The organism is Streptomyces sp. NBC_01267, assembly GCF_036241575.1.
GTDB lineage: Bacteria > Actinomycetota > Actinomycetes > Streptomycetales > Streptomycetaceae > Streptomyces.
Genome location: NZ_CP108455.1, coordinates 6,804,650 through 6,817,107, shown reverse-complemented (window position 1 = coordinate 6,817,107; position 12,458 = coordinate 6,804,650). Strand labels below are relative to the sequence as shown.

Sequence of the window (12,458 nt, the reverse complement as noted above, 5' to 3'; positions counted from 1 at the left end):
TGGTGGGTTCCCTCTCTGGTCCGCTTGTGAGCTTCCGGCCCCCCGGTCAACCCGCGTTCAGTGCCTGTTCGAGGATGGAGGCGCCCGCTTCCGCCTCCGCGACGTTGAGCGAGAGCGGGGGCGCGATGCGCAGCACGCTCGTGTCGTGGCCGCCGCCCTTGCCGATCAGCAGTCCGCCTTCACGCGCTGCCTCCAGCACGGCCGCTGCCGCCTCCGGGTTCGCCTCGTCCGTGCCGGGCTTCACCAATTCGATGCCGATCATCAGTCCCCGGCCGCGGACTTCCCGGACGAGCGGTGACCGGGCGCCGACGGCTCGCAGCCGCTCCAGCAGGAGGCCGCCGACCCGGCGGGCGTTCCCCTGGAGGTCGTGTTCCAGGAGGTACGTGAGGTTGGCGAGGCCCGCCGCCATGGTGACCGGGGAGCCGCCGAACGTCGAGATGGAGTTGGCGTCGAGGCAGTTCATGACGTCGGCGCGGGCGACGACCCCGCCGATGGACATGCCGTTGCCGATGCCCTTGGCGAAGGTGAGGATGTCCGGCGGGCCGTTCTCCGCGTGTGCCTGCCAGCCCCAGAAGTGGTCGCCGGTGCGCCCCCAGCCGGTCTGTACCTCGTCGCTGATCCACAGGATGCCGTGCCGGTCGAGCACGTCACGGAACGCGGCGAAGAGCCCGTCCGGCGGGGCGGTGAAACCGCCGACGCCCTGGATCGGTTCGGCGATCAGCGCCGCCACGTCGTGGGTGTGCCCGATCAGGTCCTCCAGGTCGGCGACGCACGCCTCGATGAACTGGGCGTCGGTGAACGCCGCGTACGGGCCCCGGCCACGGACCCCGCCGTGCACGTACAGCGTCTGGAGCGGGGAGAGGCCGGTCGGGGACCAGCTCCGGTTGCCGGTGATGCCGACGGCCGAGAAGGAACGGCCGTGGTAGCTGTTGCGCATCGCGAGGATCTGGTGGGACCTGCGGTACGCCGTGGCCAGCAGCAGGGCCGTGTCGTTGGCCTCGGTGCCCGAGGTGGTGAAGAAGACGCGGGCGTCCGGGATCCCGGACAGCGCCGCGACCCGCTCGGCGAGCTCCACCATCGGGCGGTTGAGGTAGAGCGTCGAGGAGTGGACGATCCGGCCCGCCTGTTCACTGACCGCCTTGGTGACCTCGGGCAGGGCGTGCGCTGTCATGGTGGTGAGGATGCCGCCGAAGAAGTCGAGATAGCGGTTGCCCGCCGCGTCCCAGACGTGCCGGCCCTCCCCGTGCGTGATCTCTATCGGCTGCCGGTAGTAGGTCGCCAGCCAGTCGGGAAGGACGGCCAGGTGGCGGCTGTACAGATCTGTCACGGCTGCACCAGCCCTTCGTACGCGTCGGGGCGGCGGTCCCGGTAGAACGCCCACTGCTGCCGCACTTCGTCGATCAGGTCCAGGTCGAGGTCGCGGACGAGGAGTTCCTCCTCCTTGTCACTGGCGACGTCCCCGACGAACCGGCCGCGCGGGTCGACGAAGTAACTGGTGCCGTAGAAGTCGTCGTCGCCGTACTCCTCCCGGCCGACCCGGTTGATGGCTGCGACGAAGTACTCGTTGGCGACGGCGGACGCGGGCTGCTCCAGCTGCCAGAGGTGGGCGGAGAGGCCGCGCGAGGTGGCAGAGGGGTTGTAGACGATCTGGGCACCGTTCAGGCCGAGTTGGCGCCAGCCCTCCGGGAAGTGGCGGTCGTAGCAGATGTACACGCCGACCTTGCCGACGGCGGTGTCGAACACCGGCCAGCCCAGGTTCCCCGGTTTGAAGTAGTACTTCTCCCAGAAGCCCTTGACCTGGGGGATGTGGTGCTTGCGGTACTTGCCGAGGTACGAGCCGTCGGCGTCGATGACGGCCGCGGTGTTGAAGTAGAAGCCGGACTGCTCACGCTCGAAGACCGGGACGACGATCACCATGCCGGTCTCGCGGGCGAGATCCTGCATCCGGCGGACCGTCGGCCCCTCCGGCACCGCCTCCGCCCAGCGGTAGTGCTCGGGCTCCTGCACCTGGCAGAAGTACGGGGCGTTGAACACCTCCTGGAACCCGATGATCTTCGCGCCCTGCCGGGCCGCCTCGCGGGCGTGTTCCTCGTGCTTGGCGATCATGGATTCGGTGTCGCCCGTCCAGGTGGCCTGGACCAGTGCGGCGCGTACGGCATGGGACATGAGCAGCTCCTTCAACAGGGCGCCACGAACGTTCTACGCACGTAGACGGGTTGCGTAGGAGGAGAACGTAAGCCCCGTCACAGACTGGGGCAAGACCATCGCCGTTAACCGGCCGAGTCGATCACGTTTCGCCGCGCGGCGATCACTTCAGCCCGGCCCGGCGGTCGAATTGCGAGCCGGATCGGCCGCAGTACGCACACGAAAGCGCCCCCAAGGGCGCCGCGATGTTCACGGCGGCGGCCGGGAGGCGAGAAACCAGCAGGTGGGGACCGCCCTCCGCCGAGGCACGGTCAGTCCGGCGCACTCACCGGGGCGGATTCGCCACGTACCCGAGGTGGACGGGGTCGGCTCCCGGCGCGTACGAGGCGAGCAGCGCGGGCAGCCGGGGCGGCCAGAGCGCTTCCGGCGCCCCGGCCAGCTCGTCCGGGCTCCACCAGCGCCGGCCGAGGATGCCGTCCGCCGCATGCGCCTCGACCAGGTCCCCCGCCAGGTCCCGGCGCGGCCCCCGGGCGAGATGGATGTGCTCGAACTGCCGCACGGGCACGCCGGCCCGGGTGAAGTCGTGCTCCCAGGTACAGAGCAGCGCGCCGGGTTCGACATCACCCCACCCGGTCTCCTCGCGCACCTCCCGCCGGGCCCCCGCCAGAAAACTCTCGCCGGGTTCGAGGCCACCGCCCGGCAACGCCCAGTGCACGCCGACCTCTTCGTTGTCGTAGCGCAGCATCAGGACCGCACCCGCAGGATCCAGCACCGCCACCCGGGCCGCCCGGCGCGGCGTGCGGATCACGGGTACGCCGGTCACACGGGCACCAGTACGCAGCTCGCGGCGATCTCGTCCATGGACAGTCCGAGCACCGCGGCCAGCGCGGAGACCGTGAAGAAGGCCGGGGTCGGGGCGCGGCCCGTCTCGATCTTCCTGAGCGTCTCGGCGGAGATGCCCGCGCCGAGGGCGATCTCGGTCATGGTGCGCGTGCCGCGCGCGTCGCGGAGCAGACGGCCGAGCCGTTCGCCGCGTGCGTGCTCTTCGGGGGTGAGAGGGGTACGGACCATGCCGTCATTCTAATACCGCTCGGGCCGGTATAGTAATTGGCATGATCAATATCAAGACAGACCAGTCCCTCGAGGCGATGCGGGAGGCGGGCCGCGTCGTCGCCCGCGCACTGGCGGCGGTCCGCGCCGCCGCGGGCGTCGGGGTCACCCTCCGTGCACTCGACGCGACCGCGCACGCCGTGCTGCGCGAGGCCGGAGCGGGTTCACCGTTCCTCGGCTACCAGCCGGGCTTCGCGTCCGCCCCGTTCCCGGCCGTCCTCTGCATGTCCGTCAACGACGCCGTCGTACACGGCGTCCCGGACGACTACCGGCTCCGCGACGGCGACCTCGTCAGCGCGGACTTCGGCGCCATCCTGGACGGCTGGGTCGGCGACTCGGCCATCAGCTTCACGGTCGGCCGGGCCCGCCCCGACGACGTACGCCTCATCGAAACGGCCGAACAGGCCCTGGCCGCGGGCATCGCAGCCGCGGTCGTCGGCAACCGCATCGGTGACATCGCCCACGCGGTCGGGAGCGTCTGCCGCGGCGCGGGATACGGCATCCTGGACGGCTTCGGCGGCCACGGCGTCGGCCGGTCCATGCACGAGGACCCGGGGGTCCCCAACGAGGGCCGGCCGGGCCGCGGTGTGGCGCTGCGCCACGGCATGGTCCTGGCGATCGAACCGATGCTGATCGCCGGCGGTGAGGACGGCTACTACACGGACCGTGACGGCTGGACCCTGCGCACCCTGGACGGCAGCCGCGCGGCGCACGTCGAGCACACCGTCGCCATCACCTCCGCGGGCCCGCGCATCCTCACCGCGCTCTGACCTGCCCGCCCGCTGTCCGGGCGGGCAGGTCACGGATGCCTGGTCAGGGCCTGCCGCTGGGCCGGACCACCATGGCCGAGCCACCGCCCCGGCGTACCGGCTCGGCGGCTGCCAGCCAGCGGCCGTCCGGCAGCCGCTGCACTCCCGTGGCCGCGCCGATCTCCGGGTTCAGCGTGAACGAGTGCCCCAGCGCCTCCAGCCGGCTCCTCAACGGGCTGTTGTACAGAGCCGGTTCGAGTTCGGTGGTCGCGGCGTTGCGCTGGCTGGCGCGCGGTGCGGCGATCGCGTCCACCAGCGGGAGCCCCCGGTCGAGATGCCCGAGGAGGGTCTGCAGGACCGTGGTGATGATGGTCGCGCCACCCGGGGAGCCGACCGCCAGGACCGGCTTCCCGGCATCGAGGACGATCGTCGGGGAGATCGAGGAGCGCGGGCGCTTGCCCGGACCGGGGAGGTTCGGGTCGTGGACCGCCGGACTCGCCGGGGCGAACGAGAAGTCCGTCAGCTCGTTGTTGAGCAGGAAGCCGCGGCCGGGGACGGTCATCGCACTGCCGCCCGTCTGCTCGATCGTGAGGGTGTAGGCGACGACGTTCCCCCACTTGTCGGCCACCGTCAGATGGGTGGTGTTCTCACCCTCGTAGGTGGTGGGGGCCGCCTTGCCGCTCGTCCCGCAGTCCTCCGGGTGCCGGGGGTCGCCCGGTGCGAGCGGACTGGTGAGCACCGCGTCGTCCTTGATGAGGCAGGCCCGCGAGTCCGCGAACCGCTGGGAGAGCAGGTCCTTCGTCGGTACGGATTCGAAGGCCGGGTCGCCGACCCAGCGCCCCCGGTCGGCGAACGCGATCCGGCTCGCCTCGATGTAGTGGTGCAGGTACTGCACCTCCGACGCCTTCGACAGGTCGGTGCGCTCAAGGATGTTGAGCGCCTCACCGACGCTGGTGCCCCCGGAGGAGGACGGCGCCATGCCGTACACGTCGAGGCCGCGGTAGGAGACCTTCGTCGGCGCGCGGTGCAGCGGTTCGTACGCGCGCAGGTCCTTCGCCGTCAGGTCTCCGGGGCGCGCGTTGCGCGTCGATCCGGGGGCGAGGTCCGGCTTGCGGACGGTACGGACGATGTCCTCGCCCAGGCTGCCGCGGTACAGCTCGCCGACCCCCTTGCGGCCCAACTCCTCGTACGTACGCGCCAGGTCGGGGTTCTTCAGGGTGGAGCCCACGGCCGGCGGCCGGCCGCCCGGCAGGAAGAGTTCCGCCGTCGCGGGGAAGTCGGCGAAGCGGTCCTGGTTGTCCTGGGTCTGGCCGCGGAAGGTCGCGTCGACGGTGAACCCGTCCGTGGCGATCCGTTCGGCCGGCCGCAGTACCTCCTTGAGCGGCTTGCTGCCCCAGGAGCGCAGGGCGGAGTCCCAGGTGGCGGCCGTTCCCGGCGTCCCCACGCTCAGCCCGCTGGTCACCGCGTCGGCGAAGGCCAGCGGCTTGCCGTTCTCCAGGAAGAGCGAGGAGTCGGCGGTGCGGGGCGCGGTCTCCCGGCCGTCGATGGTGTGCACCTGACGGGACTTGGCGTCGTAGTAGACGAAGTAGCCGCCACCGCCGATGCCCGAGGAGTACGGCTCGGTGACGCCGAGCGCGGCGGCCGTGGCCACCGCCGCGTCCACCGCGTTGCCGCCGTGCCGGAGCACCTCGATACCGGCGGCCGACGCGTCCTGGTCGACACTCGACACCGCTCCCCCGTACCCCACCGCTACCGGCGCCTTCCCCGGTGGCGAGCTGTGGGCGGAGGGCGGAACGGTCGCGCCCACCGACAGCACGACTGCGGCGACCGCCAGATACGAGAGCTTCCGAGCCGCGCGGGAGGGGTGTCGCCGTGCTCGAAGAGCCTGGGGAAGCATCCATGACCTCCAGAGGGAGAAATGTAGGGCGCAGCGTAGCCCGACCGGCGCCGCACCGTCATGAACACGTCGATAGCATGCCGCCCGCACAGAGTTGTCCGGCGAGGACCGAGTCACCGAGGTGGACGCAGTGAACGACGACCTACGCAACATCCTGCTCGGCGTGATAGCCGCCGGCGTCAGCGCGGTGCTCGGCTGGCTGGCCCGTACGTATCTGTGGCGGCGCGGGCTGCGCAGGAAGCAGACGTTCTTCGGGCTGCCCGGGAATTCCGAGTGCGTGCTGGTCGTCAACCGCGAGGCGGGCGGCGACGGGGCGGTGGCCCGCAACGACGTGTTCGCGCTCCTCGAACTCTCCGCCCTGATCAAGGACTGCGGCGCGCACGCCCGGATCATCGCGGCCGACACGGCCCAGCAGGGCATCGGCGAGCGGACCGAGTTCTGCGTCGGCGGGCCCGCGTCCAACCGCCGGATGGCCGCCCATCTCCAGTCGCTGCTCCCGGGGGTCGCCGTCAACACCGATGTGGAGCCCGGCCCCGACCGCACCGCTTTCCAGATCGGCAGCGAGCGCTACCGGCTGGAGAGCGGCAAGCTCGCGCACGTCGTCCTGGCGCGCCTCACCACGCGCCCCGGAGCCCGGCCGGTCTTCCTCTTCTGCGGACAGCAGTCCATCACCAATCAGGCGGCGTCGCGCTATCTGTCCCGCAACCACGAGAAGCTGGCGCGCAAGTACGGCGACAAGTCGTTCTGTCTGCTGCTGAAGGTCGTCAACTCGCAGGCGTACGGCCCGGATGTGGTCGAGCTGATCGCGGACGTCACGCGCGAGGCGCAGACTCCGGTTCCGGCGCCCCGTAACTCTCATCGCGCGGACCGGTGACGGGGACGCTGCCGGGTACGTGTTCCCGTACCGCCGCGGTGTCGGCACGTTCGTCGACAAGGCCGCCGACAGAGGAAACAGGGAGAGGGAACAGGGGGAGCCATTGACAGCATGTCCAACAATCGTTACTGGCACGTAACTTACCGATCGGTTACCAGAGGTAAGCCCTTGCGGATACCGTCTCCCCACTCTGCACCGGCGCGAGCGAGGAGCGATTCATGGGACACCCCCGCAGGTCAACGGCCACCGTGGTCACCGCAGCGGCACTGTTCGCGGGAGCGGCATTCGGCCTGGCGCCCACGGCCGGAGCGGCCCCCGCGGCACCGTCCGCCGCGGCTGCTCCGAGCCTGACGTTCCACGACATCCCCGGCTCCGGCGGCATCACGCTCAAGGGCAATGTCTTCGCCCCGGCGGGCGCCACCGCACACGGCGCGGCGAGGTATCCGCTGATCGTGCTGCCCACCAGCTGGGCGATGCCGCAGATCGAGTACGCGGCCCAGGCCGAGAAGCTGGCCGACTCCGGTTACGTGGTGGTCAGTTACACCTCGCGCGGCTTCTGGGCCTCCGGTGGGTCCATCGAAGTGGGCGGTCCGCCCGACATCGCGGACGTCTCCTCCGTCATCGACTGGGCACTGGCGAACACCGCGGCCGACCCGGCCGAGATCGGCATGGGCGGGGTCTCCTACGGCGCGGGCATCAGCCTGCTCGCCGCAGGGCACGACAAGCGCATCAAGGCAGTGGTGGCGATGAGCGGCTGGGCCGACCTCATCGACTCCATCTACAGCGGCCGTACCCAGCACCTGCAGGCCGCCGCACTGCTCGGCGGTCTCGGCGAGGTCACCGGCCGCCCCGGAGCTGAACTCCGGCAGACCCTCACCGACTTCCTCGGTTCGAACCTGGCCAGGGAACAGGACATGATCGACTGGGGCAGGAAGCGCTCGCCCGCCACCTACCTCGACGACATCAACAAGAACGGCGCAGCCGTCATGCTGGGCAACGCCTGGGGCGACACGATCTTCCCGCCCAACAGCTACGCGAAGTTCTTCGACGAGCTGACCGGTCCCAAGCGTCTCGAACTGCGCCCCGGCGACCACGCGACCGCCGAGGGCACCGGTCTGCTCGGCCTGCCCAACGACACCTGGACCAGTGCCCACCGCTGGTTCGACCACTACCTCAAGGGCGACGACAACGGCATCGAGCACGAGCAGCCGGTCCAGCTCAAGTCCCGTTCCGACGACGGCTACGAGGGCTACCCGAGCTGGGCCGCCGTACCGAACAGCAAGGAGCGGTTGTCGCTCGACGGCACGAAGAAGGTCCTCACCGGAGTCGACTCGGGCGCGGACGGCGGTATCGCGATGCTCTCGAACACCCTCGACCAGATCGCCAGGATCCCGCCCATGGTGTCGGTCCCGCTGCTCCCGCGCGCGTTCGCCGGGGTCTGGGAGTCCGGCCGCTACGCCACCGAACGGCGCATCCGCGGGACGGCCACCCTGCACACCACGCTCACCAGCACCAAGGAGAGCGGCACCCTCGTCGCGTACCTCTACGACGTGGGTCCGCTCGGCCTCGGCAAGCTGGTCAGCAATGCGCCGTACACCTTCCACGGGGAGACGCCGGGCAGGCCGTTCCCCGTGAACCTGGAACTGTTCTCCACGGCGTACGACGTGCCGGCGGGCCACCACTTGGCCCTGGTGACCGACACTGTCGACCCGCTGTACATCGAGCACAACCCGACCGGCGCGCAGCTGACCTTCTCCTCACCCGAGTCCGACCCGTCGTATCTGTCGGTCCCGCTGCGCGAGAAGTGATCACCGGCTGCTGCCGGGCGGGCATGGCCCTACGAGCTACTGCCCACCCGGCAGCAGCGTCCCTGGTTCGGCCGGGCCCGTTTCCACGGCCTCGGTCTTGGGATTGCGCTTCTGCCTTCTGGACAGCCAGGTGGCGAACCAGGAGAGCAGCATGCACATCCCGATGTAGATCGGAGAGATCACCATCACCACGGGGATGAACGGCAAATCGTAGTCGAGATTCGACGCGATGAGCTTGCCTGCATGGAGGAACTCCTCATAGGTGATCAGATAGCCGAGCGAGGTGTCCTTGAGCGCGACAACCAGCTGGCTGATGATGGTCGGCAGCATCGCGCGTACGGCCTGGGGCACCAGGACGTGCGTCATGACCTGCGTCTTGCGCATCCCGAGGGCGTACGCGGCCTCCCGTTGCCCGCGCTCCACATTGTTCACGCCCGTACGGAAAACCTCGGCGAGCACCGAGCCGTTGTAGAGCGCCAGCCCGGACACCAGGGCCGGCAGCGGCTGCACCTTCAGCGCCACGAAGATGAAGAAGATCATCACCAGGACCGGCATGGCGCGGAAGAACTCGACAAGCAGGGTGGCGGTCCAGCGCACCGGCCGGTGCACGGAGAGCCGTCCGACGGCCAGCACCACCCCCAGGGCCAGCGAGAGCACCGCGGCGTAGCCGAACGCCTTGAGGGTGTTGCCGAGGCCGCGCAGCAGAAGTTCCTGGATGCCCTTGTACTCGAAGGGCGTCCACTTCTGGGCGGCGAACTGGCCGGTGTCGAGGAGCAGGTAAACGACCCAGCCGATGAGGGCGAGGATCAGCGCGGTCGACACGACCCCGTAGACGAAGTGGCGCTTGCGGGTGAGCGGTCCCGGGATGTCGTAGAGCGCCGTGGCGGGCTGCGCGGTGGCGGAGTGCGCGGTGGCGGAGTGCGTGGCCCTGGTCATCGGGCTACCCCCCAGTGCCTCTCCAGCAGGTGGAAGAGCGCGCTGATCGAGAGGGTGATGATCAGGTAGCCGACGGCGATCCAGACGAAGGACCAGACGATGCTGTAGCCCAGTTCGTTGAGCGTCTTGTAGGTCCCGAGCAGTTCGGTGACACTGAACGCCCCGGCGATGGCGGAGTTCTTGGCGAGCGCGATGAGCGTCGAGCCGACCGGCGGGATCACCGAGCGGAAGGCCTGCGGCAGGACCACGGTGGTCAGCGTCTGGCCGAACGTCATGCCGAGGCTGCGGGCCGCCTCGCCCTGTCCGGTGGGAACGGTGTTGATGCCCGAGCGCAGCACCTCGCAGATGAAGGCGGAGGTGTAGCAGCCGAGGGCGAGGACGGCGAAGAGCTGGAACGGCAGGACCAGGCCGAACCGTGGCAGTCCGAGCAGCACCGCGAAGAAGAGCAGGGTGAGCGGGGTGTTGCGGAGCACGGTCACCCAGACCGTGCCGAGCGCCCGTAGGGACCCGACGGGCGCCACCCGGCAGGAGGCCATCAGGAAGCCGAGGACCAGGGCCAGCGCCGAGGCGTAGACGGTGAGTTCGAGGGTGCCGAGGAAGCCTTTGCCGTAGAGCGAGAAGTTGCTGGTGAGCACGTTCATGGTGGCCGGTCCTCCCTCAGGTCGCCGGGTAGCGGTCGATGGGCGGCGGTGTCGGCGCGGGTGCGCCCGACAGCCCGAGCGTGGCCTCGAACGCCTTCTTCCAGTCACCGTTCTTCTCGCGGGCCGCCAGCGCGTCGTCGAGCGCGAACCGCAGGGCGTTGTCGCCGCGCGGGACACCGATGCCGTACGGCTCCTTGGAGAAGGGCTTGCCCACCACCTTCAGTTCGTCGGGCGCCTTGGCCGCGAAGCCCAGCAGGATGGCGTTATCGGTGGTGACGGCGTCGACCTGGTAGGTCAGCAGATTGTCGACACAGATCGAGTAGGTGTCGTACGAGACGAGCTTCGCCTTCGGGTAGTCGGCCGCGATGCGCTGGTACGGGGTGGAACCCGCCGCCGAGCAGACGGTCTTGCCCGCCAGGTCCTGCGGGCCGTTGATGCCGTGCTCGTCCGCGCGCACCAGCAGGCCCTGCCCTGCCAGGTAGTAGGGCCCCGCGAAGCCGACGAGTTTCTTGCGCATCGCGTTGATGGTGTAGGTGCCGACGTAGTAGTCGATCTGACCGTTCTGCAGGGCGGTCTCACGGTTGGCGGACGCGATGGTGCGGAAATGGATCGTCTTTGGTTCGAATCCGATCGAGGCGGCCATCATTTTGGCGATCTCGATGTCGAAACCTGAGTAGACCCCGGTCGCGGGGTCCTTCTCGCCCAGATAGGGCTGGTCCTCCTTCGCGCCGACGACGAGGTAGCCGCGGTGGTGCGCGTTGCGCCAGGTCCTGGACTGCGGCAGCCGGAAGGCGGAGTCGACGGCGTAGTGCGGCAGTTGGCCCGGCCGGGGGCCCTTCACCGGCGGGCTGCCGTTCTTGCCGCAGCCCGCGGCGACGACGGCCAGCAGCAGACTCACGGTCAGGGCTGTTCTCGTACGCGACATGCGGCCCCCCGTCAGTGCTTGAGGATCTTGGACAGGAAGTCCTTCGCGCGGTCGCTCTCGGGGGCCGTGAAGAACGCCTCCGGAGTGCGGTCCTCGACGATGCGGCCGTCCGCCATGAAGACGACCCGGTTGGCCGCGGAGCGGGCGAAGCCCATCTCGTGGGTGACCACGACCATCGTCATGCCGTCCCTCGCGAGCTGTTGCATGACCTCCAGCACCTCGTTGATCATCTCCGGGTCGAGCGCCGACGTGGGCTCGTCGAAGAGCAGGGCCTTGGGGTCCATGGCCAGGGCGCGGGCGATGGCGACGCGCTGCTGCTGCCCGCCCGAGAGCTGCGCGGGCAGTTTGTCCGCGTGCGCGGCGAGCCCGACCCTCGCCAGCAGTTCACGGGAGCGCCTGTCGGCTTCCGCCTTCTTGCGCTTGCGGACCTTGAGCTGGGCGAGCGAGACATTGGCCAGCACCGTCTTGTGCGCGAACAGGTTGAACGACTGGAAGACCATGCCGACTTCGGCGCGCAGCAGCGCGAGCCCCTTCCCCTCCTCGGGGAGCGGCTGTCCGTCGATGGTGATACTGCCGGACTCGATCGTCTCCAGCCGGTTGATCGTCCGGCAGAGCGTCGACTTGCCGGAGCCGGAGGGGCCGATGACCACGACCACTTCACCGCGGCCGACGGTGAGGCTGATGTCCTGGAGTACGTGCAGCTCGCCGTAGAACTTGTTGACGCCACTCAGCTCGATCAACGGGTCAACGGCCATACGCTGTCCTGCCCACTCTCAGCTGTGTCGAGGTCAGCGCAAACTTTCCACCCCGATAAGGGACTTCACGCCCGACACGCTCTAAGTGGCCATAAACCGTATTTGTATTGAAAAACTGCGAAATCCGGAAAATCGGGCGTCAGGCCTCGGAGGCCTCCGCGTAGACCTGCGAAAGTTCCGGAGCGCCGCCGACCGCCCAGTCGAGTCCGGCCTCCACCACATTGATCTCGCGCCCCGACGCCAGCCGGACCACGGGCTGGCCGCTGGGCCAGACGTCCCAGACGGCCCCGGGAACGGTCCTGATGATGACGGTGCCGAGATACAGCCCGGCGTCGTTGCCGAGCCAGGGCAGCTCTTCCGGATCGTCGCGCCAGCGCGGCGGAAGCTGGTCGAGTGCACCCAACGACGCCGCGGAGTCGTCGAGTTGAAGCCCCGCCTGGCTTGCGCGGGCCCTCAACAGCTCGCACTCGGACAGCAGCTCCCCCACACCCTCCGGGTCGTTGCGCACGGCCGTCGCGAGCGTTTCCGCGTAGTCCGAGCCGTGCCGCCTGCGCCAGTGGTCCAAGAAGGGGATATTCACACCGTTCACCCTCGCATTCAGCCGGACGGTCGCACCAC

General features: G+C 69.5%; 13 protein-coding genes. 3 read left to right on the top strand and 10 right to left on the bottom strand.

Annotated elements, in window-relative coordinates; all coding sequences use genetic code 11:
* Positions 1-46: 46 nt before the first annotated feature.
* The 4 genes from OG709_RS30620 to OG709_RS30605 form a co-directional block, all read right to left on the bottom strand.
* Positions 47-1,327 carry an aspartate aminotransferase family protein gene (locus tag OG709_RS30620; RefSeq protein ID WP_250306463.1) on the bottom strand — a complete coding sequence of 427 codons (1,281 nt, stop codon included), beginning with the start codon at positions 1,325-1,327 and terminating at the stop codon, positions 47-49.
* A complete protein-coding gene (locus OG709_RS30615; RefSeq protein ID WP_266646026.1) occupies positions 1,324-2,166 on the bottom strand; it encodes a nitrilase-related carbon-nitrogen hydrolase in 843 nt (280 codons plus the stop codon). The genes OG709_RS30620 and OG709_RS30615 overlap by 4 nt, the downstream gene beginning before the upstream one ends.
* Positions 2,167-2,470: 304 nt before the next feature.
* Positions 2,471-2,968, bottom strand: a complete 498-nt coding sequence (locus OG709_RS30610; protein ID WP_326693701.1) for an NUDIX hydrolase — start codon at positions 2,966-2,968, stop codon at positions 2,471-2,473.
* Entirely contained in the window at positions 2,965-3,216 is a 252-nt protein-coding gene (locus tag OG709_RS30605) for a helix-turn-helix domain-containing protein (protein WP_250306467.1), read from the bottom strand. Before OG709_RS30605 ends, OG709_RS30610 begins: the two co-directional genes overlap by 4 nt.
* Before the next feature lie 41 nt (positions 3,217-3,257).
* Here OG709_RS30605 and map point away from each other — a divergent pair, with 41 nt between their 5' ends.
* A complete protein-coding gene (gene map, locus OG709_RS30600) occupies positions 3,258-4,025 on the top strand; it encodes a type I methionyl aminopeptidase (RefSeq protein WP_250306468.1) in 768 nt (255 codons plus the stop codon).
* 43 nt (positions 4,026-4,068) lie between these two features.
* Here the strand turns inward: map and ggt are convergent, their stop codons facing one another.
* On the bottom strand, positions 4,069-5,901 hold the full coding sequence (ggt, locus tag OG709_RS30595; RefSeq protein WP_250306469.1) for a gamma-glutamyltransferase: 1,833 nt from the start codon (positions 5,899-5,901) through the stop codon (positions 4,069-4,071).
* A gap of 130 nt (positions 5,902-6,031) precedes the next feature.
* On the opposite strand from ggt, the gene OG709_RS30590 reads away from it, so the two are divergent.
* Positions 6,032-6,775: a hypothetical protein gene (locus OG709_RS30590; protein WP_250306470.1), complete on the top strand. Its 744-nt coding sequence runs from the start codon at positions 6,032-6,034 to the stop codon at positions 6,773-6,775.
* Between the two features lie 218 nt (positions 6,776-6,993).
* Positions 6,994-8,583 carry a CocE/NonD family hydrolase gene (locus OG709_RS30585; RefSeq protein ID WP_329168444.1) on the top strand — a complete coding sequence of 530 codons (1,590 nt, stop codon included), beginning with the start codon at positions 6,994-6,996 and terminating at the stop codon, positions 8,581-8,583.
* Between the two features lie 36 nt (positions 8,584-8,619).
* Here OG709_RS30585 and OG709_RS30580 read toward each other — a convergent pair whose 3' ends face one another.
* From OG709_RS30580 to OG709_RS30560, 5 genes are all read right to left on the bottom strand, one after another.
* Positions 8,620-9,519: an amino acid ABC transporter permease gene (locus OG709_RS30580; RefSeq protein WP_250306472.1), complete on the bottom strand. Its 900-nt coding sequence runs from the start codon at positions 9,517-9,519 to the stop codon at positions 8,620-8,622.
* A complete protein-coding gene (locus tag OG709_RS30575) occupies positions 9,516-10,160 on the bottom strand; it encodes an amino acid ABC transporter permease (protein ID WP_250306473.1) in 645 nt (214 codons plus the stop codon). Before OG709_RS30575 ends, OG709_RS30580 begins: the two co-directional genes overlap by 4 nt.
* Before the next feature lie 16 nt (positions 10,161-10,176).
* Positions 10,177-11,085, bottom strand: a complete 909-nt coding sequence (locus OG709_RS30570) for a glutamate ABC transporter substrate-binding protein (protein ID WP_326693704.1) — start codon at positions 11,083-11,085, stop codon at positions 10,177-10,179.
* A gap of 11 nt (positions 11,086-11,096) precedes the next feature.
* Positions 11,097-11,840, bottom strand: coding sequence for an amino acid ABC transporter ATP-binding protein (locus OG709_RS30565; RefSeq protein WP_250306475.1), 744 nt, complete (start codon positions 11,838-11,840; stop codon positions 11,097-11,099).
* Positions 11,841-11,979: 139 nt separating this feature from the next.
* Positions 11,980-12,420: a DUF6278 family protein gene (locus tag OG709_RS30560; protein WP_250306476.1), complete on the bottom strand. Its 441-nt coding sequence runs from the start codon at positions 12,418-12,420 to the stop codon at positions 11,980-11,982.
* Positions 12,421-12,458: the final 38 nt, after the last annotated feature.

Excerpts from the sequence above, each read along its gene's own strand:
- OG709_RS30565 (WP_250306475.1), bottom strand. The coding sequence starts at position 11,840 with ATGGCCGTTGACCCGTTGATCGAGCTGAGTGGCGTCAACAAGTTCTAC.
- OG709_RS30575 (WP_250306473.1), bottom strand. The coding sequence starts at position 10,160 with ATGAACGTGCTCACCAGCAACTTCTCGCTCTACGGCAAAGGCTTCCTC.
- OG709_RS30615 (WP_266646026.1), bottom strand. The coding sequence starts at position 2,166 with ATGTCCCATGCCGTACGCGCCGCACTGGTCCAGGCCACCTGGACGGGC.
- OG709_RS30585 (WP_329168444.1), top strand. The coding sequence starts at position 6,994 with ATGGGACACCCCCGCAGGTCAACGGCCACCGTGGTCACCGCAGCGGCA.
- OG709_RS30580 (WP_250306472.1), bottom strand. The coding sequence starts at position 9,519 with ATGACCAGGGCCACGCACTCCGCCACCGCGCACTCCGCCACCGCGCAG.
- OG709_RS30605 (WP_250306467.1), bottom strand. The coding sequence starts at position 3,216 with ATGGTCCGTACCCCTCTCACCCCCGAAGAGCACGCACGCGGCGAACGG.
- OG709_RS30570 (WP_326693704.1), bottom strand. The coding sequence starts at position 11,085 with ATGTCGCGTACGAGAACAGCCCTGACCGTGAGTCTGCTGCTGGCCGTC.
- ggt (WP_250306469.1), bottom strand. The coding sequence starts at position 5,901 with ATGCTTCCCCAGGCTCTTCGAGCACGGCGACACCCCTCCCGCGCGGCT.
- map (WP_250306468.1), top strand. The coding sequence starts at position 3,258 with ATGATCAATATCAAGACAGACCAGTCCCTCGAGGCGATGCGGGAGGCG.